Source organism: Exiguobacterium sp. NPDC077395 (assembly GCF_050269125.1).
Classification (GTDB): domain Bacteria; phylum Bacillota; class Bacilli; order Exiguobacteriales; family Exiguobacteriaceae; genus Exiguobacterium; species Exiguobacterium aestuarii_A.
Genome location: NZ_JBNNHU010000001.1, coordinates 1007604 through 1027302 on the forward strand (window position 1 = coordinate 1007604; position 19699 = coordinate 1027302).

General features: G+C 47.3%; 22 protein-coding genes. 18 read left to right on the plus strand and 4 right to left on the minus strand.

Annotated features, from left to right (window positions below; genetic code table 11):
• Positions 1 to 25: 25 nt before the first annotated feature.
• Complete coding sequence (locus ACQKD4_RS05125; protein WP_083600098.1) at positions 26 to 406, minus strand: rhodanese-like domain-containing protein; 381 nt, start codon at positions 404 to 406, stop codon at positions 26 to 28.
• A 163-nt stretch (positions 407 to 569) separates the two neighbouring features.
• On the opposite strand from ACQKD4_RS05125, the gene mntR reads away from it, so the two are divergent.
• Together mntR and hpt are read left to right on the plus strand one after the other, a co-directional pair.
• Positions 570 to 998 (plus strand): transcriptional regulator MntR, encoded by a 429-nt coding sequence (gene mntR, locus ACQKD4_RS05130; protein WP_074033309.1) that lies wholly within the window; start codon positions 570 to 572, stop codon positions 996 to 998.
• Positions 999 to 1174: 176 nt separating this feature from the next.
• Entirely contained in the window at positions 1175 to 1702 is a 528-nt protein-coding gene (gene hpt / locus ACQKD4_RS05135; protein WP_427372644.1) for a hypoxanthine phosphoribosyltransferase, read from the plus strand.
• Positions 1703 to 1726: 24 nt separating this feature from the next.
• Here hpt and ACQKD4_RS05140 read toward each other — a convergent pair whose 3' ends face one another.
• Together ACQKD4_RS05140 and ACQKD4_RS05145 are read right to left on the minus strand one after the other, a co-directional pair.
• On the minus strand, positions 1727 to 2137 hold the full coding sequence (locus ACQKD4_RS05140; protein ID WP_214748021.1) for an SA1362 family protein: 411 nt from the start codon (positions 2135 to 2137) through the stop codon (positions 1727 to 1729).
• A 14-nt stretch (positions 2138 to 2151) separates the two neighbouring features.
• Positions 2152 to 3093, minus strand: coding sequence for a DUF1385 domain-containing protein (locus tag ACQKD4_RS05145; protein ID WP_427372645.1), 942 nt, complete (start codon positions 3091 to 3093; stop codon positions 2152 to 2154).
• Positions 3094 to 3234: 141 nt separating this feature from the next.
• Between ACQKD4_RS05145 and aroQ the strand changes: the two genes are divergently transcribed.
• The 15 genes from aroQ (at position 3235) to spo0A (ending at position 16947) form a co-directional block, all read left to right on the plus strand.
• Positions 3235 to 3672: a type II 3-dehydroquinate dehydratase gene (aroQ, locus tag ACQKD4_RS05150; protein WP_427372646.1), complete on the plus strand. Its 438-nt coding sequence runs from the start codon at positions 3235 to 3237 to the stop codon at positions 3670 to 3672.
• Complete coding sequence (locus ACQKD4_RS05155; RefSeq protein WP_427373269.1) at positions 3668 to 4735, plus strand: M24 family metallopeptidase; 1068 nt, start codon at positions 3668 to 3670, stop codon at positions 4733 to 4735. Before aroQ ends, ACQKD4_RS05155 begins: the two co-directional genes overlap by 5 nt.
• Before the next feature lie 29 nt (positions 4736 to 4764).
• The gene (gene efp / locus ACQKD4_RS05160; protein WP_214820223.1) at positions 4765 to 5331 is read left to right on the plus strand and encodes an elongation factor P; all 567 of its coding nucleotides are present in this window, start codon (positions 4765 to 4767) and stop codon (positions 5329 to 5331) included.
• Positions 5332 to 5448: 117 nt separating this feature from the next.
• Positions 5449 to 5898 (plus strand): acetyl-CoA carboxylase biotin carboxyl carrier protein, encoded by a 450-nt coding sequence (gene accB / locus ACQKD4_RS05165; protein ID WP_427372647.1) that lies wholly within the window; start codon positions 5449 to 5451, stop codon positions 5896 to 5898.
• 7 nt (positions 5899 to 5905) lie between these two features.
• On the plus strand, positions 5906 to 7249 hold the full coding sequence (gene accC, locus ACQKD4_RS05170; RefSeq protein WP_427372648.1) for an acetyl-CoA carboxylase biotin carboxylase subunit: 1344 nt from the start codon (positions 5906 to 5908) through the stop codon (positions 7247 to 7249).
• A 112-nt stretch (positions 7250 to 7361) separates the two neighbouring features.
• Positions 7362 to 7748, plus strand: coding sequence for a transcription antitermination factor NusB (gene nusB / locus ACQKD4_RS05175; RefSeq protein ID WP_214692966.1), 387 nt, complete (start codon positions 7362 to 7364; stop codon positions 7746 to 7748).
• Between the two features lie 63 nt (positions 7749 to 7811).
• The gene (gene folD / locus ACQKD4_RS05180; protein WP_427372649.1) at positions 7812 to 8648 is read left to right on the plus strand and encodes a bifunctional methylenetetrahydrofolate dehydrogenase/methenyltetrahydrofolate cyclohydrolase FolD; all 837 of its coding nucleotides are present in this window, start codon (positions 7812 to 7814) and stop codon (positions 8646 to 8648) included.
• A complete protein-coding gene (gene xseA, locus ACQKD4_RS05185) occupies positions 8641 to 9987 on the plus strand; it encodes an exodeoxyribonuclease VII large subunit (protein WP_427372650.1) in 1347 nt (448 codons plus the stop codon). The genes folD and xseA overlap by 8 nt, the downstream gene beginning before the upstream one ends.
• Positions 9962 to 10186 (plus strand): exodeoxyribonuclease VII small subunit, encoded by a 225-nt coding sequence (xseB, locus tag ACQKD4_RS05190; RefSeq protein ID WP_074033298.1) that lies wholly within the window; start codon positions 9962 to 9964, stop codon positions 10184 to 10186. The genes xseA and xseB overlap by 26 nt, the downstream gene beginning before the upstream one ends.
• Complete coding sequence (locus tag ACQKD4_RS05195) at positions 10183 to 11061, plus strand: polyprenyl synthetase family protein (protein ID WP_427372651.1); 879 nt, start codon at positions 10183 to 10185, stop codon at positions 11059 to 11061. The genes xseB and ACQKD4_RS05195 overlap by 4 nt, the downstream gene beginning before the upstream one ends.
• 123 nt (positions 11062 to 11184) lie before the next feature.
• The gene (dxs, locus tag ACQKD4_RS05200; protein ID WP_427372652.1) at positions 11185 to 13077 is read left to right on the plus strand and encodes a 1-deoxy-D-xylulose-5-phosphate synthase; all 1893 of its coding nucleotides are present in this window, start codon (positions 11185 to 11187) and stop codon (positions 13075 to 13077) included.
• Between the two features lie 6 nt (positions 13078 to 13083).
• Positions 13084 to 13899 carry a TlyA family RNA methyltransferase gene (locus ACQKD4_RS05205; protein WP_427372653.1) on the plus strand — a complete coding sequence of 272 codons (816 nt, stop codon included), beginning with the start codon at positions 13084 to 13086 and terminating at the stop codon, positions 13897 to 13899.
• Positions 13900 to 14054: 155 nt separating this feature from the next.
• On the plus strand, positions 14055 to 14504 hold the full coding sequence (gene ahrC, locus ACQKD4_RS05210) for a transcriptional regulator AhrC/ArgR (RefSeq protein ID WP_074033294.1): 450 nt from the start codon (positions 14055 to 14057) through the stop codon (positions 14502 to 14504).
• A gap of 13 nt (positions 14505 to 14517) precedes the next feature.
• Positions 14518 to 16215 (plus strand): DNA repair protein RecN, encoded by a 1698-nt coding sequence (gene recN, locus ACQKD4_RS05215; RefSeq protein WP_427372654.1) that lies wholly within the window; start codon positions 14518 to 14520, stop codon positions 16213 to 16215.
• Positions 16216 to 16947 carry a sporulation transcription factor Spo0A gene (gene spo0A, locus ACQKD4_RS05220; RefSeq protein ID WP_427372655.1) on the plus strand — a complete coding sequence of 244 codons (732 nt, stop codon included), beginning with the start codon at positions 16216 to 16218 and terminating at the stop codon, positions 16945 to 16947. It begins immediately after the preceding gene.
• A 655-nt stretch (positions 16948 to 17602) separates the two neighbouring features.
• On the opposite strand, the gene ACQKD4_RS05225 is transcribed toward spo0A, so the two are convergent.
• Positions 17603 to 17851, minus strand: a complete 249-nt coding sequence (locus tag ACQKD4_RS05225; protein WP_074033291.1) for a DUF2627 domain-containing protein — start codon at positions 17849 to 17851, stop codon at positions 17603 to 17605.
• A gap of 135 nt (positions 17852 to 17986) precedes the next feature.
• Here ACQKD4_RS05225 and ACQKD4_RS05230 point away from each other — a divergent pair, with 135 nt between their 5' ends.
• Positions 17987 to 19624, plus strand: coding sequence for a sigma 54-interacting transcriptional regulator (locus ACQKD4_RS05230; RefSeq protein ID WP_427372656.1), 1638 nt, complete (start codon positions 17987 to 17989; stop codon positions 19622 to 19624).
• The last annotated feature ends 75 nt before the right edge of the window (positions 19625 to 19699 follow it).

Consider the following 19699-nt stretch of genomic DNA (forward strand, 5'->3'; position numbering starts at 1 on the left):
GTCGATTCAATCGACCCGCCCATTTTTATGCTTTTTTAATTTTGCCTTTCCAGTTCTTGAAGCCGCCTTCAAGCATGTAGATATTGTTATATCCATTTTTCATGAGTAGTTTGGCCGCTTGGTTAGAACGTGAGCTTCCTTGGCAATAAATTAAGATCGGTTGGTCTTTACGTAATTCTTTCATACGCATCTTGAGTTGACCGACCGGGATGTTTCGAGCACCGACGATGTGACCACCTTTATATTCATTCGGTTCACGTACGTCAATCAATTGTCCTTTGCGGAGTGAAGCACGGAATTCTTCTTGTTTCATTTTTTTCAACCCGCGAGCTGGCATGAAGCGCCATACGATGTAGGCGATCAAGGCAACCCATAGGAGGATGACGAGGATTGTTTCAATTCCCATAGATGTTCTTCCCTTCTCTTTCAAAGTTACCATATCTCATTATAATGAATTTAAGGTCACGAGACAATGATTGACTGAATGAATCGGGGCTTTCCCTTTCGATTTCAGCTTCGTTAGGATAAAATATAAAGTGGAAACCGGAACATTAGGGGAGGTCGTGCCCATGCCGACACCGAGTATGGAAGATTATTTAGAACGGATTTATTTACTCATGTCAGAAAAAGGATATGCGCGTGTTTCTGACATTGCCGAACATTTAGGAGTTCATCCCTCCTCTGTCACCAAAATGGTTCAAAAGTTGGACCGTGAAGAATATCTGGTGTACGAAAAATACCGCGGCCTCATGCTTACGAAGAAAGGTCAAAAAGTAGGGAAACGACTCGTCGAGCGCCATGCGATGCTCGAGTCTTTTTTACGTCTGATTGGAGTCGACGAAGCGGATGTATACGAGGATGTGGAAGGAATCGAACATCACCTCAGTTCAAATACGCTCGATTGCATGACGCAGTTTGTGGAATTTTTTGAAGACAAACCTGAACTAATGGATCAATTTAGAGAATTTCGTGAGCAAGAGCGAGCAGCAGAAGAATAATGTATCGAAAAAACGTCAATTTCTTGCGGTTGACGTTTTTTTGTAGGGTGAACAGGACTTAAATACGAACGAAAACATCTAATTTATCTGCTAATGTATATTTTTAAGTCGATAATATGATAAGATGAAACGTGGATTCACTAAATAGGGGGTGACGGCGAACATTCGCCGAGCTGATGGACATTCAAATTAAAGGAAAACTATTTGATGAGCAGCAAATTCGAAATCGGGTACAAGAATTAGCAGAAGAAATTGAGAAAGACGCAAATGGAACGCCGATTGTCATTGTTGCGGTCTTAAAAGGGTCGATGGTGTTTGCTGCTGACTTGATGCGTTATATGAAAGGGAGTGTACAACTCGACACAGTCGCGACGTCTTCTTATGGGAAAAAGACCGTTTCGAGTGGGAGTGTACAACTACGTAAAGACCTCGACTTGGATGTGGAAGGAAAGTATGTCGTCATCATCGAGGACATCATCGATACAGGGCAGACGTTGAAGTTCTTGTGCAAGCATATGGAACTGCATCAACCGAAACAGCTGAAAATCTGTACGCTTCTCGATAAACCGGCTCGACGTCTCGTGCAATTAGATGCAGACTATGTCGGCTTTGAGATCCCGGATGAGTTTGTCATCGGGTATGGCATCGACTATGCCGAGCAGTATCGCAACTTACCATACATCGGATATGTAGAGACAATGTAAAAAGGAGCGCCGCGGCGCTCCTTTTTACATGTTGGCTTTCTTTTTCTTCTTCCCTTTTTTTCCTTCGATCACGGTGAGGTGCGGGGGATTGCTTCGATGTCCGTTCGATCGTTTGGACAACTTCGTGACATTTGATCCCGGCTTCTTGTGTTTCTTATTCTTCACGGATGCGGAAGGTTTGACTTGAGGTCCACGGTTCCCTTGCATCCGTTTCTTAGAGGCTTGAGCGGTTTTACGATAGCGCATATCCTCTGGGGACATACGTCGTCCGATGAAAACGCGGTAGATCACATAAAAGACTAACCCGAATATCCCGATGAACAACAATTGTCTAAATAATCGACCGGGATCGGTGGCGAGCATATGGCCGACCCCGATGAAGCCTAAGATAAACACGATTGTTGCAGCAGTCGAACCAATTCTTTGTCTGATCATGGTGCTTCCTCCTCTTATCCCTCTCTATGAATGACCGATTCTCCTAACTCTTTACGTTCCCATGTCTCGAATGCTTCGATTGCGACTTGAATCTGTTCATCGCTCGGCTCTCGAGTCGTCAATAGTTGGAGTGACAGACCCGGTTTTCCAAGGAATGAAAGGAAACGATGTTCACGGAAACGATTGGTGAATTGTAGGACTTCAAATGAGATTCCGATGACGACAGGTAAGAGCGCGATTCGGCTGACGAGTCGTAGCCAAAGTGGATCGATTGGGACGATCATATACACGCCAATCCCGACGAAAACGGTGAACAAAATGAAGCTCGACCCACAACGGTAATGAAGACGTGAGCTCTTTCGAACTTGTTCGACCGTAATCGGACGTCCGGACTCATAACAGTTGATGACCTTGTGTTCAGCCCCATGATACTGGAAGACGCGTTTAATGAGTGGCGTCAACGATATCAGATAGAGGTAACTGAGCAACAATACTAATTTTATTCCCCCTTCAAGAAGATTTTGAACCACGTGTCCGGAAAATAACGGCACGTCTTGAAACATCGAGGCGAGAAGAGCTGGAGTCACGTTAAAAATCAACTTCCCAAAGACATAGGAAATCACACCGATGATGGCAATGAAAGCAATCATCCACATGCTCTGCTTCTGTTCCTCGTTCGTATTGACATCTTCACTCGGGTCGACGTCATAACGATCGCTTGCAAAATTCATATGCGCTGATCCGTTCTTCAAGGATTCATATAATGCGACAATCCCTCTCAAAAACGGTACCTTTTTCAACGATTGGACCCACGGGACGAGGATGCGCGCTTGCTCGAACGTTTCGATGGAACCGTCTTTTCGCCGAATGGCGGATGCGCTCTCGGAGCGGCCTTGGAACATGACGCCTTCCACGAGTGCCTGTCCTCCGACAGGAATGTTTGGTTTAGAATTCATTCACTTTCCTCGATTCTTACAGAGTTGTACTTGAATTATACCGCGATTTATAAAAAAAACGAAAGGGCGGAAGGCTCGATTCACGTTCTTTCGATAAATTTGTTACAATAGATAAGACTTGACGAACGAGGGGGAAGAAGATTGCGGATTCTAGTGTTGAATGGTCCGAATTTAAATTTATTGGGTCGCCGTGAACCGGACGTGTATGGGGACGTGTCGTTAAAAGGTTTAGCTGCCGAATTGATGCTTGCTGCACCGGATGACGTCGAACTCACTTTCATTCAATCCAATCACGAAGGAGCGTTGATTGATGCGCTACATGATGCCTACGACTATGAAGGTGTCATTTTGAACGCGGGTGCTTATACGCATACATCGATCGCGATTCGCGATGCCATATCTGCAATCGCTGCCCCGGTCGTTGAAGTACATATCTCGAACGTGCATGCCAGAGAAACGTTTCGCCACGAGTCAAAACTCGCAGGCGTTTGTTTAGGTGTCATTACCGGCTTCGGACTGACGAGTTACACGTTGGCACTGCATGCATTAATCGAACATTGGAGGAATCGACATGATTGAACGCGTAAACAAACTGCAAGCACAGTTAGAGGCAAACGAGATTGACGCATTGCTCGTCACAAAACGGGAGAACATCCGTTACTTATCAGGCTTCACTGGATCAAGTGGTGTGATCGTTATCAAGGCGAAATCTGCAAGCTTTATCACAGACTTCCGTTACACGGAACAGGCGAACGATCAAGTAAAAGGGTATGACATCATTGAACTTGATACGTCACTCATCAAATCGGTAGCAGATGTTGTGTCACGTGAGTCAATCGCACGCCTTGGAATCGAGCAAGACGCGATGACAGTCGGTCAATATCGCGCTTATGAAAAAGAAGTGGATGCAAATCTGATCGAGACGTCTGGAATCGTTGAAAAACTGCGCTTGATTAAGGATGAATCAGAGATTAAGATTATGAAGGAAGCTGCGGCAATCGCTGATGCAGCGTATGCACATATCCAGACATTCATTCGTCCGGGTCGTACCGAGAGAGAAGTCGCAAACGAACTCGAAATGTTCATGCGCTCAAAAGGTGCTGATTCGTCATCGTTCGATATGATCGTTGCCTCTGGTCTCCGCTCGGCACTTCCGCACGGCGTTGCGAGCGATAAGGTCATCGAATCTGGCGAACTTGTCACACTTGATTTTGGTGCTTACTATAAAGGGTACTGCTCAGATATTACGCGTACACTCGCAGTAGGACCGATTTCGGACGAGTTGCGTCAAATCTATGACACAGTGCTTCGTGCCCAACTCGCTGGTGTGGAAGGTACACGTGCTGGCATCACAGGGATTGAAGCTGACGCATTGACACGAGACATTATCAAAGAAGCAGGATATGGTGAATACTTCGGCCACTCGACAGGTCATGGTCTTGGCATGGAAGTGCACGAGGCACCTGGATTATCATTCCGCTCGGAAACAGTACTCGAGCCAGGGATGGTCGTCACGATTGAACCGGGTATTTACATTAACGGTGTCGGCGGTTGCCGAATTGAGGACGATGTCGTCGTTACGGAAGACGGATGTTACCGTCTGACGCAGTCGCCAAAAGAGTTAATTACGATTGAGGCTTGAGTCTCGTCTGAATTTAGGAGGAAATCAACATGGTATCAGTTAACGATTTAAAAACAGGATTGACAGTCAAAACATCTGACGGTTCGATTTGGCAAGTCATCGAATTCCAACACGTAAAACCAGGTAAAGGTGCAGCATTCGTTCGTACAAAAATGCGTAACTTGCGCAACGGAGCGATCCAAGAAACAACGTTCCGCGGTGGAGAAAAAATCGAACGTGCACACATCGAGCGTAAGCGTATGCAATACCTTTATCCAATGGGTGACACGTATGTCTTCATGGACAATGAATCATACGAGCAACTTGAGTTGACGAGCGAACAAGTGAAAGCAGCGCTTCCTTACATGCTTGAAAACATGGAAGTCAGCATCGCGGACTACAATGGCGAGATTCTTGGAATCGAGCTTCCGACAAGCGTCGTATTGACAATCATCGAAGCAGACCCAGGCGTCAAAGGGGACACAGCATCGAACGTGAAGAAAAACGCGACAGTTGAAACAGGTCATGTGATTCAAGTACCACTTTTCATCGAGCCAGGTGAAAAAGTGACGGTTGATACACGTACTGGAGAGTTCATGGGTCGTTACAACGGTTAATCTGACAGAGTGTTCATTCGAATGAATGGGCACTCTTTTTTTCTCATTGCATTCATTGGTCTGACCAGTTATAGTGAAGAGGAGATTAGTACCAGGTATAAACAGGGGGTAAGAAAGATGCAAATCGATCAAATCAAAGAGCTCATTCAATTATTGGACCAGTCAACGGTTCATGAGATGGAGCTTGAAACATCTGATTTCAAACTGTCATTAAAGAAAGAAGCGCAAGCGGTCATGAGCGCGCCTGTGATGCAGACACAAGCAATCACGCCACCTGCGCCTGCTCCTCAAGCAGAAGAACATAAAGAACAATCGACGCCAGAACAAGCGTCTTACCGTACAATCACCTCTCCAATGGTCGGAACGTTTTATTCCCGTCCAGCTCCGGATAAAGAAGCCTTCGTCAACGTAGGTGATCGAGTGGAGTCAAGACAAATTGTCTGTATTCTAGAGGCGATGAAACTGTTTAACGATGTCGAAGCGGAAATCAGTGGCGAAATCGTAGAAGTGCTCGTCGCAGATGGCGATCTCGTCGAATTCGGTCAACCGCTCTTCAGCGTGAAGTGAGGTCGTTATGAAATTATTAATCGCTAACCGTGGAGAAATCGCGGTTCGAATCATACGTGCTGCAAAAGAATTGAATATTCCGACGGTCGCTGTTTTTTCAGAAGCAGACCGTGAAGCGTTACATGTTCATTTGGCCGACGAAGCATACTGTATCGGACCAAACCCGTCAAAAGACTCGTATTTGAATATTCCGAACATCTTGTCGGTCGCATGTGCCGTGGACGCGACGATGGTACACCCTGGATACGGATTTTTAGCTGAAAATGCTGAATTTGCCGAGATGTGTGAGGCGTGTGGCATCCAATTTGTCGGGCCGAGTAGCTATGCCATCCGCAAGATGGGAATCAAGGATGAGGCCAAACGAACGATGATTGAGTCAGGTGTGCCGGTCGTCCCGGGTTCTAGCGGTGTCGTCACGGATGAAGAGGCCGTAGAACTCGCGCGCGAGATGGGCTATCCGGTCATCATCAAGGCGACGGCAGGTGGTGGGGGACGCGGTATTCGGGTCGCCCAAAACGAAGACGAACTCATCCAAGGGTTGGTCGCTACACGCAAAGAGGCGAAGCAGGCGTTCGGTAACGGAGACGTGTATCTTGAGAAATTTATAGAGTCGTTCCGTCACGTAGAAGTGCAAGTTCTCGCTGACCAATTCGGGAATGTGATTCATTTAGGCGAGCGTGATTGCACGATTCAACGACGGATGCAGAAGCTCGTTGAAGAAGCGCCATCACCTGCAATTGACGAAGCAACACGTCAAATGATGGGAGATGCGGCAGTCAAAGCGGCGAAAGCGATTCAATATTCTGGAGCGGGGACAATCGAGTTCATCTATGTTCCAGAATCCAATGAGTTCTATTTCATGGAAATGAATACGCGGATTCAAGTCGAGCACCCGGTCACGGAGATGATCACCGGATTCGATCTCGTGCAAGCACAATTAGAAGTGGCACTCGGGCATCCGCTCGCCATCTCTCAAGAAGACATCACGTTCTCTGGACATTCGATTGAATGCCGGATCAACGCAGAAGACCCGTTCATGGACTTCCGTCCGATGGCGGGGAAAATCGATCAATACATCGTCCCAGGTGGTATGGGCGTTCGAGTGGACAGCGGTCTATATGCAGGAGCGATGATTCCTCCGTTCTACGACTCGATGGTCGCCAAATTGATCGTACATGCGCCGACGCGCGACGAGGCGATTTTAAAGATGTTACGCGCTTTAGACGAGTTTACGGTTTCGGGAATCAAAACGACGATTTCGTTCCATCAACAAGTGATGGCACATGAACAGTTCCGAATCGGTACATTCGACACGAAATTTGTCGAAAAAGAAATGTCATTGGCGAAATAACAACAACCAGGAAGCCCGAACATTATTTCGGCTTCCTGGTTTTTTGTACTGAATTTATGAGTGCTTTATGCTAAACTATCACAATGAAAGCATGTAAAAGGAGAGTAACTGAATGAAACGTCATGAAGCACGAGAGAAAGCGATTCAAACGCTTTTTCAAATCGAAGTATCTAAATTAGAGGTGGACGAAGCCATCGAATTCGCATTGGACGGGCAAGAGTCTGATCCGTTTTACGAACAACTCGTCACAGGAACGCTAGAGCATCAAGAGGATATTGACGCTTTGCTCGTCGAAAACTTGAAAAACTGGCGCTTGGATCGTCTAGGGAATGTCGAACGTACGATTTTACGTATGGCGACGTTTGAATTGCTATACGTCGAAACGATCCCAGAGAACGTTACGATCAACGAGGCGGTCGAACTCGCGAAATCGTTCGGAGACGAAGAAGCCGGTAAGCTCGTGAATGGCGTACTCGGCAACATTATTAAAGAAGACTAAAAAATAGAGATAAGACACCAGACCAACTACAGAAAAACCTAAAGACAACGGGGGATGAGAGAGATGGCAGTAGTGATCGACGGGAAACAAGTGGCAGCATCATATCGAGAAACGTTAAAAGAGCGTGTGACAGCACTTCGTGCACGCAACATCGTACCGAAATTGAAAGTAGTATTGATTGGGGATGACCCAGCAAGTCATAGCTATGTACGCGGGAAAGAACGGGCAGCACAAGAAATCGGAATCGATTCACAAGTGCTCCGTTTTGATGAAACGATTAGCGAGAAAGAATTGCTCGACTTGATTGACTTGATGAATGAGGATGAGGAAGTACACGGGATTCTCGTGCAACTCCCACTACCAAAACACATTGACGAATCACGAGTCATCATGCGTATCTCTCCTGAGAAGGATGTAGACGGCTTCCATCCTGAAAACGTCGGAAAGATGATGCTCGGTCTTGATACGTTGCTTCCATGTACACCACACGGCATTTTGCATCTCGCAAAGACACAAACTGAGATTGCTGGGAAACACGTCGTGGTCGTCGGTCGCAGTCAAATCGTCGGAAAACCAGTCGGCATGTTGTTCTTGAATGAATCTGCTACGGTCACGTACTGTCACTCGAAAACGAAAGACCTTGGAGAAATGACGCGACAGGCAGACATCTTAATTGTCGCAGTTGGGCGTGCAAGTCTCGTTACTGCGGACATGGTCAAACCTGGTGCGATCGTCATCGACGTCGGCGTCAACCGTGTCGAAGGTCGTCTCGTTGGCGACGTCGACTATGAGGCCGTTAAAGAGAAGGCGAGTGCGATTACACCGGTTCCTGGCGGTGTCGGTCCAATGACGATCACGATGCTTATGCACAACACGGTCGAGGTAGCGTCACGTGGCTAATCCACTTCCGGTCTCCGAAGTTGTTCGATATGTGAAGCGACAACTCGATGATGATGTCTTGCTTCGACAAGTCGCGGTCATCGGTGAGATCTCGAATTTTAAACGCTATTCATCTGGTCATTGTTATTTCACCTTGAAAGATGATGCGTCCCGCATGAAAGCCGTCATGTTCTCTCGAGATGCGAAACAGCTTCAATTCGAACCGAAAGATGGAATGAAGGTCATCGCCGTCTCAAGAGTGACTATGTATGAAGCGACCGGTGACGTTCAATTGTACGTCGAACTGATGCGTCAAGACGGAATCGGTTTATTATACGAACAGTATGAGGCGAGAAAACGTGAACTTGAGGAGAAGGGTTGGTTTGATGTAGACCGAAAACAACTCCTTCCGACGTTTCCTGAGCGGATCGGAATTGTTACATCTCCGAAAGGGGCAGCGTTACATGATATCGCGACCACACTTCGGCGTCGTGCGCCCCACGTTGCCATCACATTCGCCCCTGTGGCCGTACAGGGCGAAATGGCTGCCCCACAAGTGGCATCTGCCATTCGTTGGATGAATGAACGGACCGACTGTGATGTACTCATCGTCGGCCGTGGTGGCGGCTCGATTGAGGAATTGTGGGCGTTTAATGAGGATGTCGTGGTCGAAGCCATCTATGCGTCGACCATCCCGATCATCTCTGCTGTCGGTCACGAGACAGATTATACGCTCGCTGATTTTGTCGCAGATGTTCGGGCCGCAACTCCGACAGCGGCAGCCGAACTCGCCACAGCGATGATTGACGCCCAACGGAAAGATGTAGAGCGTCTAGACAACCATCTGCATAAAGCCGTCAGGATTCAACTCGATGATTCTCGGAACCGTGTAGACCGGATGATTAATAGTTATGGCTTGAAATCACCACGTTATACGATTTCTCAAAAACGAGAACGTTTTGCACAATCGGAGATTCGCCTTGAGCAAGGGATGAAGCGACATCTTTCCGAAGCGACTCATCAACTCCGTCAGTTGTCACAACAGCTTGATGTGAAACGGTTCTCAAGAACCTTGTCGCAACAAGGAGAACAGGTCAATCAAATGGTCGATCGACTTCGTCGGACGAAACCATTAGAACAATCAAAACGACAATTTACACAACAGGTAGGAAGATTGCATGCGGTCAGTCCGCTCGCCGTCCTATCACGGGGCTACACCTTCATTGAACAAGATGGAGCATATGTGCAAAATGTGAAAGAATTACGCGATGGGAACATCTCGATTCGTTTTCGGGACGGTCATGCTGTCGCTGAAGTGAAGGAGAGGATTGTTGGTGACGAAACAAGAACAGACATTTGAAGCGGCACTTGAACGACTCGAACAGATTGTCGCGCAACTCGAAACCGGTGACGTACCGTTAGAGGAAGCGATGACTTTATATGAAGAAGGTGTCCGGTTATCTGCTTTGTGCCAGACAAAACTCTCGGCCGCTGAAAAGAAAATGGACGAAATACTCGAGTTAGACGGTACCCTTCGTGAAAAAGGAGGGTCTGCATGAACCGCACGGATGATTTAAACAAGTGGAAGCGAACTGTCGAGGAATCGATGCGTTCGCTCATTGAGGCGAGTGACATGCCGACGCGACTTCGCGATGCGATGGTCTATTCTCTAGAAGCGGGCGGAAAACGAATCCGTCCCGCGCTTGTCTATGCTGTTCTAGAAACGTACGGTGTTCCACTCGAGCGAGGCAGTGAGGTTGCGGCGACGCTCGAGATGGTCCATACATATTCGCTCATTCACGATGACTTGCCGGCGATGGATGATGATGATCTTCGCCGGGGTCGACCGACGAGTCACCGACAGTTTGATGAGGCGACTGCTATTTTAGCAGGAGATGCGCTTTTGACGGATGCGTTTCGCATTCTCACACAAATGTCTCTCCCTGCTGAAGAAATCGTCGAAATCATTCGCGTTTTCGGTCTAGCAGCTGGTAGCTCTGGCATGGTCGGCGGTCAGTTGGACGATATGCTCGCTGAGAAACGGAGTGACGTCACGTTACAGGAACTCCAGTCAATTCATGAACGAAAGACAGGTGCACTGCTCGTCTATGCGCTTGAAGCGGGTGGGATTCTGGCCGGTGTGTCGGAGGAAGATCGGACCCAATTAAAACAATTCGGTCGACATCTTGGTATCGCGTTCCAGATACAAGACGATATTTTGGATGTCGTCGGAGACGAGCAGACAATCGGGAAACGTGTCGGTTCGGATGAAGAGAATGAAAAAACGACGTATCCGAAACTGCTCGGATTAGACGGGGCTAAGCGTGCGCTCGATGCAGAAGTAGAGGCAGCGACCTTTGCCATCGAGTCACTTTCGATTCAAGCTCCGCTATTATTAGACTTGTTGGCGTTTGTGGTGAAACGAAATCATTGACCCCGGTGACACGATGAGCACATCGTGTCACCTTTGTTTTGGGGAATGTGTGGCATCTACCGTCACATTCTTGTAAAATGTAAGGTACGAATCAGTAAACTGTGAGGAGAAAGGATGGTCATTATGGACTTGACATCCATTCAAGACCCGTCATTCCTGAAAAGGATGTCTGTCACCGAACTCGAATCACTCGGCTCAGACATTAGACGATTCTTGATTGAAAAATTGGCAGTGACGGGAGGGCATTTAGCGCCAAACCTAGGAGTTGTGGAGTTGACGCTAGCCCTTCACCGTGTATTTGACAGTCCGAAAGACCAACTTGTATGGGACGTCGGTCATCAGGCGTACGTTCATAAAATTTTGACAGGACGTACGAGCCAGTTTGATACCCTTCGACAATACAACGGATTATGTGGTTTTCCTAAACGATGTGAGAGTGAACATGATGTATGGGAGACTGGCCACAGTTCGACGTCGCTTTCAGCAGCAATGGGGATTGCGATCGCAAATGAGTTAAAGGGACGTGCGAATGATCGTGCCATTGCCATCATCGGCGATGGAGCATTAACTGGAGGAATGGCCCTCGAGGCGTTGAACCATATTGGTGCCGAGAAGCAGAATGTCATTGTCATCTTGAATGACAATGAGATGTCCATCGCGCCGAACGTTGGGGCGATGCATAATATGCTCGGTCGAATCCGTGCGTCACGCAAATTGAAACATGCACGTGAAGAGATGGAATCAATCATCAAGCATATTCCACTCGTCGGCAATTCACTCGAACGAAGTGGGGAGCGAGTAAAAGATTTGTTGAAGTCTGCACTCATTCCAGGCACATTCTTTGAAGAACTCGGTTTCACTTACTTTGGACCGACAGACGGTCACGATTTGAAAGACTTGCTTGAGACACTCGAATATGCGAAAAAAATCGATGGACCGGTTCTCGTTCACGTCATCACGAAAAAAGGGAAGGGTTACCGTCCCGCTGAGTTAGACGGTGTTGGAACGTGGCACGGTTTAGGACCTTACAAGATTGAGTCAGGCGAAGTGATCAAGGGAAAACCGAAAGGACCTAGCTATTCGAAAGTCGTCGCAGAGACGATCACGAGAGTGGCAGAGTCGGATGAGCGGGTGACGTTGATCACGCCTGCAATGAGTGTCGGTTCAAAACTCGACTGCTTCACGAAAAAATTCCCGGAACGCATGTTTGATGTCGGGATTGCCGAGCAGCATGCGGTAACGTTAGCGGGAGGTCAGGCAACACAAGGTTTGAAACCGGTCGTCTCGATTTACTCTACATTCTTCCAGCGCGCGTACGACCAACTTGTCCATGACATTTGTCGTCAAAACTTGAACGTTGTATTCACGATTGACCGTTCAGGACTTGTCGGGGCAGATGGAGAGACGCACCAAGGGGTATTCGATATCGCCTTCATGCGTCACGTACCGAACATTCGAATTTTGATGGCGAAAGATGAAGAAGAGTTACAACAACTCGTTTACTCAGCGCTTCGTTATGATGATGGACCGATCGCAATCCGCTTCCCTCGTGGCGAAGGGATTGGCGTGCCGATGAGTGATACGCTCCAAGAAATCTCGCTCGATGATTGGGAAGTCGAGGCGGAAGGAACGGATGTCGCCATTTTGACGTTTGGACCACAAGTTCAAGATGCTTTGGAAGTACGTTCATTATTAGAAGGTAAGCTCAGTGTGCGTGTCATCAATTGTCGTACGATCAAACCGCTCGATGATGCAATGCTCACTTCTTTATATGCAGAAGGCATTCCGCTCGTGACACTTGAAGAAGCGGCACTCGCAGGTGGCTTTGGAAGCAGTGTGTTAGAACATGCGAATGAAACAGGAGCGTTCCCGCGGATTCAACGCCTCGGGATTCCAGACCGATATATCGAGCACGGCGGTGTCAACCAACTTTTAGAAGAGATTGGTCTCCGACCAGCCCAAATGGCGGAATCGATTGAACGGTTCGTGATGGAGACAAATCGACAGAATGTGTGAGGGATTATGGAAAAAAGAACGAAAACAAGATTAGATGTACTACTCGTCGAACGCGGTCTCGCTGAAACACGAGAGAAGGCGAAACGGGCCGTCATGGCCGGTCTTGTCTACAGCGGGACCGAACGTCTGGATAAAGCAGGCGATAAAGTGTTTGACGATATCCCTCTTGAAGTGAAAGGTCAAGTTCTACCGTACGTCGGACGAGGCGGACTGAAGCTTGAGAAAGCTCTGCAAGTATTTCCGCTCGACGTACAAGGTCGTGTAGGGATTGATATCGGTTCCTCTACGGGAGGCTTTACAGACTGTGCGCTTCAAAACGGGGCCACACAAATGTATGCGGTCGATGTCGGTTACAACCAGCTCGCCTGGAAGCTTCGCAGCGATGATCGCGTCATCGTTATGGAACGGATGAACTTCCGTCATGCGACAGCCGATCAATTCCCCGTCAAACCGGATTTTGCGACGATCGATGTTTCTTTCATCTCACTTCGTCTCATGGTGCCACCTCTTAAAGCGATTTTAAAGCAAGAAGGGGTCGTCATGGCGCTCGTTAAACCTCAATTCGAAGCCGGTAAAGCCGACGTCGGAAAGAAAGGGATTGTGCGAGACCGTGACGTACATGAGCGTGTGGCGAGTGATATGGTTCGCTATTTTGCATCGGAAGGATTCTTCGTCGAAGGATTGGATTACTCCCCGATCACGGGTGGAGACGGAAATATTGAATTCCTCTTATTCGCCCGTTATACGGGAGTAGGCGGGATCGAACCATCGCTACGAATCGAAGACGTGGTAGATGCGGCACATGCCAAACTAAAGGGATAAGCAATGGCTACAGACAGATTTGTCTGTAGCTTTTTCTTATCGACGAAGAAGAGATGGGGAATGGTGGAAATACCCACTGGAATGCTAGACCTTTTTTCGACAATACTTTAGAATGATAATGTGTATGTGAAACGAAGAATGAGGTGTCAGCGCTTATGAATAAAGGACAGCGATTGATTAAAATTCGAGACATCGTGACGAATCGTGAAATCGAAACGCAAGATGAATTAGTAGACGAACTTCGTCGCCTAGGATATCCCGTCACACAGGCGACTGTATCTCGGGATATTAAAGAGTTACATTTAGTAAAAGTTCCTTTGAATGACGGACGATACAAATACAGCTTGCCTGCGGATCAGCGTTTTAACCCATACGGAAAAATGAAGCGCATCCTTGGTGACAGCTTCGTCTCGGTCGACTCAGCTCAAAACTTGGTTGTCATGAAAGTACTACCAGGTAACGCGGATGCAATCGGCGTCTTGATTGACCATCTGTCATGGGATGAATTAATTGGAACAGTTTGTGGGGATGACACGATTCTCATGATTGCTCGCGATGAGGAGAAAGCGAAGCAAATCATCGAGCGACTACTCGGAATGTTATGAGGTGAAAGTACGTATGTTGGCAGAACTATCAATCAAACAGTTTGCGATTATCGACGAATTAAACATTCCGTTTAATCGGGGCATGACCGTTCTCACAGGTGAGACAGGTGCCGGTAAATCGATTTTGTTAGATGCGATTGGGTTGCTTGTTGGAGGACGTGGATCGAGCGAGTTCGTTCGTTATGGTCAGGATAAGGCCGAAATCGAAGGAATGTTCATGGTTGAATCGGATCATCCGGTCATTGAGGCGGCCGAACAATATGGCATTGAAATCGAGGACGGGACAGTCATTTTGCGCCGAGACTTACATAGTAGCGGGAAAAGCGTCTGCCGTGTGAATGGGAAGATGATGCCACTCTCCACGCTACGTGAATTCGGTCGCTTGCTTGTCGATATCCATGGTCAGCATGAACATCAACACTTGATGGACTCAGAATTTCACTTGGGCATTCTCGATCATTATGCCGAAAAGGAAATCGGACCACTATTAGAGGAGTATCAGACAGCGTACGCATCCTGGAAAAAAGTCGCGGATGAACTGAAGCGACTCAGTCAAAGCGAACAAGAGCTTGCACAACGCATGGATTTGCTATCGTTTCAAACAAAAGAGATTGAGGCGGCTGAACTAAAGGCAGGTGAGGAACAGGCGTTAATGGAAGAACGGGATGAATTAGCGAACTTTGAACGCATTCATCAACACATTCGCCTGTCTTATGAGGCGGTCGCGGAAGATTCGAACGGACTTGACCAAATCGGGGTCGCAATGCGCGAGATGGAAGAAGCTTCTCAATTGTCCTCTTCCCTCGCATCCGTGTCAGAAACAATCTCGAATGCTTATTATTTGCTCGAAGATGCGAAGTTTCAATTGCGGGATCAACTCGACTCACTTGAGTTCGATCCGATTCGGTTGGATGAAATTGAGTCACGTCTAGCGTTGTTCCAACAGCTTAAGCGGAAATATGGCACGACAATCGAAGAAGTCATCGCTTACGGGGAACAAGTATCCGATGAATTAAAATCGATGACGAATCGTGAGGAGTTGCTGCAAACACTGTCAGAAGACCTTGTCCGACTAGAGAAGGTTGCAAAAGAGGCAGGTGCACGACTGTCAGCGTCACGTAAAGCGGCGGCCGAGTCCCTTCAGCACGACATCCATCGAGAACTAAAAGAATTGTATATGGAGAAAACAGCGTTTGAAGTTCGATTCCGAACGACGCCATTAAAACAAGACGGTCTTGAAGATGTCGAATTTTATATGATGACGAACGTCGGGGAACCGTTCAAGCCACTTGCGAAAGTGGCTTCAGGTGGTGAACTTTCTCGTGTCATGTTAGCCCTTAAATCAATCTTTTCCCGAACGGTGGGAGTCGCATCGATTATCTTTGATGAAGTTGATACAGGAGTATCAGGGCGTGTCGCACAAGCAATGGGAGAAAAAATCTTCCGTCTGTCTGTCGGTTCGCAAGTACTGTGTATCACGCATTTAGCGCAAGTTGCTGCAATGGCAGATCAACACCTTTACATCACGAAGACGGAAACAAACGACCGGACGAAGACGAACGTTGCCACTCTTGACCGTGAGAGCCGGATTGACGAGCTAGGTCGAATGATTGCGGGTATTCAAATGACAGACTTGACGAAGCAACATGTTGAAGAGTTGCTCGAAATGTCACAGCAAGTAAAACAGAAGTTCATCAAAGGAGTGTCATAAGTGATTACATTATGTATTGCGGACGACAATCGAGAAATCGTCGATTTGTTGAGCCGACAACTAGAATCTGAGCCTGATCTCCGTGTCGTTGGAACAGCGCACGATGGTGAAGCATGCTTAGAGGTCGTCAAGACACACCAACCGGATGTACTCTTACTCGATATTATCATGCCTCATTTGGATGGAATCGGAGTATTGCAACGTTTACATGAAGAGCTCGGAGATGCTAAGCCAGAAGTGATCATGTTGAGTGCGTTCGGAAAAGATGAAGTGACGAAACAAGCGGTTCAATTGGGTGCCTCTTACTTTCTCGTCAAACCTTTCAATATTCAACAACTGTTGACGAAAATTCGTGAGTTGTCGGATGGTGCGAATCGCGAATTCGAAGGAATGTCTCCAGACGAAATTGAAATTTCGCTCTTGCTCCAACAGCTTGGGATTTCTCCTCGAATCAAAGGGTTCAAGTATATCCGCCAAGCCGTCATTTACGTACGCGAGCGTCAAGATTTGCTTGGATTGATTACGAAAGAATTGTATCCGATGGTCGCAAAAGAGCATGATACGACTTCGTCACGTGTAGAGCGGGCGATGCGTCACGCCATCAAGACGGCGTGGGAGAATGGCATGCGCGACCATGAGATGTTTGAAGGGCGACCTGAGCGTGAACGGAGTCCGAAGAACTCGGAGTTCATTTCGTATTTCGTCACCTACTTGTCGTTTAAAAGTAATTGAATCGTTCAGAAGGACTAAGCCGTTTGATGGCTTAGTCCTTTTTGTAAAATAATCATTAAAAAATTTATTTACTTTATGAAAGAAAGCGCTTGCAAAACGAGAGTGTTTTGTTATAATAAAGGTGTACCAAGTTACTTGGACAAGCGTCAGATGAACGCTTTTCAAACTTGTTCCGGAGCAATGTTTGAAGAAACAAAATCATCTCGGTTCGCTATCCGACAATAGCTCAGAGGTGGGAACGACATCTCAAGTCGTTAATGTCCCGACGTGAGGTCGCGACAGTCGCTCATTCGCGAGACGATTCTATCATCAACTCGAAGCTAGGGGTTGGTATAGGAAAAACAAATCGTTCAGTTAACCAAAAGGAGTGTTGTCAACCGTTGAACAGTTTATGGCAAGCGTTCGACTTCACGATGGATGGTTGGACATGATCCGATAACTAAAAAAGTTAGTAACTCGAATGGAAACGTTCCGTTCACGCAAGACGGCAGTTACTAAAGTTCTTTCATACTTCTTCATTAAGAAGACGTTGGATCTCATGTCAAAGGAAGTAAAGCAGTTGGAAAGGAGATCATCCGTAGTGATCACAATTCAATACGAATAAAAGGTTCCGCACTTGAAATGAAGTCAAGTTAGGGAACCTTTTTTTGTGCGCTTATGAGTCGAGTCGTTGTACTTTACCTGTTTTTTTGTCGCGGTTAAATATATAGCCAGCTACAAATCCGATCCCGCCCATGGCGAGCAGAAGTCCGAATGTCCCCTGCAACATGGAGGCGGCAGCGAGTGAATCAATCCATGTGAACGGTCCACTCGTCTTCAAAAAGAAGCTATCACGAAGTAATTTGATTCCGTAAACACCGAGTAAACCAGGGACGATTAAGATTAGAAGCGCGATGAAACGCATGCAATCTCCTCCTTTACCATACATTATTTTAACAGAAATTCAGTCATTCCACACTGTCTATTTTTAGTCGGCTTGCGCATCATGTTTGGATTCAGTAGCATGAAGATGAGAAGAGAGAAAGATGGGGGAATTCGTATGAATAAACGATTGATGATTGTCGGGGCAGGAAAAGGGGGGACGGAAGTCCTGAACATGTTGATGGACTCTCCGCTCGCGACAATCGTTGCGGTAGTCGACTCCGATGCATCAGCAGAAGGGATCGCACTTGCCAAAAGTTATGGCATCGCCGTGACGGATAATTGGACGAAATATGCGGATGCAACATTAGACTTTGTCATTGAGACGACAGGGCAGCATCAGACGTTTGAAGAGTTGAAGGATCATTATCAAGACGCAGTTGTGTTGCCGGGAGAGTTTATTCGGATCGTTGTCGAGCGATTGAAGCAGAATCAACAGATGCTTGAGGCAATCATCGAATGTACGAGTGAGGCGATTTCGGTAGCCGATCATCACGGTAACACCATATTAATTAATCCGTCTTACACACGGTTGACGGGATTCAAGAAGGAGGATGTCGTCGATAAGCCTGCCACTGCCGACATCGGGATGCAGGAGAGTGTACATTTGAAAGTACTATCGACGGGGAAGGGGGTCCGAGACATTCGGATGCAAATCGGTGCCACACGCCGTGACATCCTTGTGAATGCCGAACCGATCATCGTTGAGGGGAAATTGCGTGGTTCGGTCGGCGTCATCCGCGACGTGTCTCAAATTCGTGCGCTGCGTGATGAATTACAAGAAGCGAAAACACGCATTCGAAATCTAGAGGCGAAATATCAGTTTGCCGATATCATCGCGACAAGTGATACGATGCGATTCGTCATTGATCAAGCGAAATTGGCAGCAGTGACACCGGTGACAGTATTGATTCGCGGAGAATCGGGAACAGGAAAAGAACTGTTCGCCCATGCCATTCATGGGGAGTCCCCACGGAAATTCAAAAAGTTCATCCGGGTAAACTGTGCAGCCATTTCACCCACGCTTCTCGAAAGTGAACTGTTCGGCTATGAAGATGGTGCGTTCAGTGGTGCGAAGCGTGGCGGAAAGACGGGCTATTTCGAGGAGGCCGACGGTGGATCGCTTTTCTTAGACGAAATCGGAGAACTGCCTCTCGATGTCCAAGTGAAGCTTCTGCGAGTCCTTCAAGAAAATGAGATTGTCAGAGTCGGAGGGACGACTGCGATTCCGATTGATGTCCGCATCATCGCTGCGACGAATGCCGATCTTGAACAGAAAGTGGCAGATGGGACGTTCCGTGAAGATTTGTACTATCGCATCAATCGCATGCCCATCCATATCCCTCCCCTTCGTGAACGGTTGAATGAACTCGAGGCACTTTGTGACCGGATCATTCGGAAGTTGAACCAAGAGTATGGTCGGAGTGTTCAAGGGGTGGATGAAGATGCCCTTATACTCCTGAAAAGTCAGCATTGGAAAGGGAACGTCCGGGAACTTGAGAATGTGATTGGTCGGGCGATGATTTATATGGCGAGCACGGAACAATGGATTGCTCCACATCACCTGCAATTATCACCTCGAACGCCGAGTCAGAAAGTCATTGAGTCCCGAACGCTCCATGAAGCGGTAGCGAAATATGAGCGCGATTTGATTGAACGAACAATCGAAGAAACTGGTGGGAATAAGTCAGAAGCTGCTCGTCGTTTAAAAATTTCGATTCGGACTTTATATAATAAATTAGAAACCATGCAATAAAATGCATGAACTTTTATGCATGGTAAGCATTTATTTGCATGGTCATCCGCATAATAAAGCGCTTACAATTTAGGA

Excerpts from the sequence above, each read along its gene's own strand:
- ACQKD4_RS05125 (WP_083600098.1), bottom strand. The coding sequence starts at position 406 with ATGGGAATTGAAACAATCCTCGTCATCCTCCTATGGGTTGCCTTGATC.
- mntR (WP_074033309.1), top strand. The coding sequence starts at position 570 with ATGCCGACACCGAGTATGGAAGATTATTTAGAACGGATTTATTTACTC.
- hpt (WP_427372644.1), top strand. The coding sequence starts at position 1,175 with ATGGACATTCAAATTAAAGGAAAACTATTTGATGAGCAGCAAATTCGA.
- ACQKD4_RS05140 (WP_214748021.1), bottom strand. The coding sequence starts at position 2,137 with ATGATCAGACAAAGAATTGGTTCGACTGCTGCAACAATCGTGTTTATC.
- ACQKD4_RS05145 (WP_427372645.1), bottom strand. The coding sequence starts at position 3,093 with ATGAATTCTAAACCAAACATTCCTGTCGGAGGACAGGCACTCGTGGAA.
- efp (WP_214820223.1), top strand. The coding sequence starts at position 4,765 with ATGGTATCAGTTAACGATTTAAAAACAGGATTGACAGTCAAAACATCT.
- accB (WP_427372647.1), top strand. The coding sequence starts at position 5,449 with ATGCAAATCGATCAAATCAAAGAGCTCATTCAATTATTGGACCAGTCA.
- accC (WP_427372648.1), top strand. The coding sequence starts at position 5,906 with ATGAAATTATTAATCGCTAACCGTGGAGAAATCGCGGTTCGAATCATA.
- nusB (WP_214692966.1), top strand. The coding sequence starts at position 7,362 with ATGAAACGTCATGAAGCACGAGAGAAAGCGATTCAAACGCTTTTTCAA.
- folD (WP_427372649.1), top strand. The coding sequence starts at position 7,812 with ATGGCAGTAGTGATCGACGGGAAACAAGTGGCAGCATCATATCGAGAA.
- ACQKD4_RS05195 (WP_427372651.1), top strand. The coding sequence starts at position 10,183 with ATGAACCGCACGGATGATTTAAACAAGTGGAAGCGAACTGTCGAGGAA.
- dxs (WP_427372652.1), top strand. The coding sequence starts at position 11,185 with ATGGACTTGACATCCATTCAAGACCCGTCATTCCTGAAAAGGATGTCT.
- ACQKD4_RS05205 (WP_427372653.1), top strand. The coding sequence starts at position 13,084 with ATGGAAAAAAGAACGAAAACAAGATTAGATGTACTACTCGTCGAACGC.
- ahrC (WP_074033294.1), top strand. The coding sequence starts at position 14,055 with ATGAATAAAGGACAGCGATTGATTAAAATTCGAGACATCGTGACGAAT.
- recN (WP_427372654.1), top strand. The coding sequence starts at position 14,518 with ATGTTGGCAGAACTATCAATCAAACAGTTTGCGATTATCGACGAATTA.
- ACQKD4_RS05225 (WP_074033291.1), bottom strand. The coding sequence starts at position 17,851 with ATGCGTTTCATCGCGCTTCTAATCTTAATCGTCCCTGGTTTACTCGGT.
- ACQKD4_RS05230 (WP_427372656.1), top strand. The coding sequence starts at position 17,987 with ATGAATAAACGATTGATGATTGTCGGGGCAGGAAAAGGGGGGACGGAA.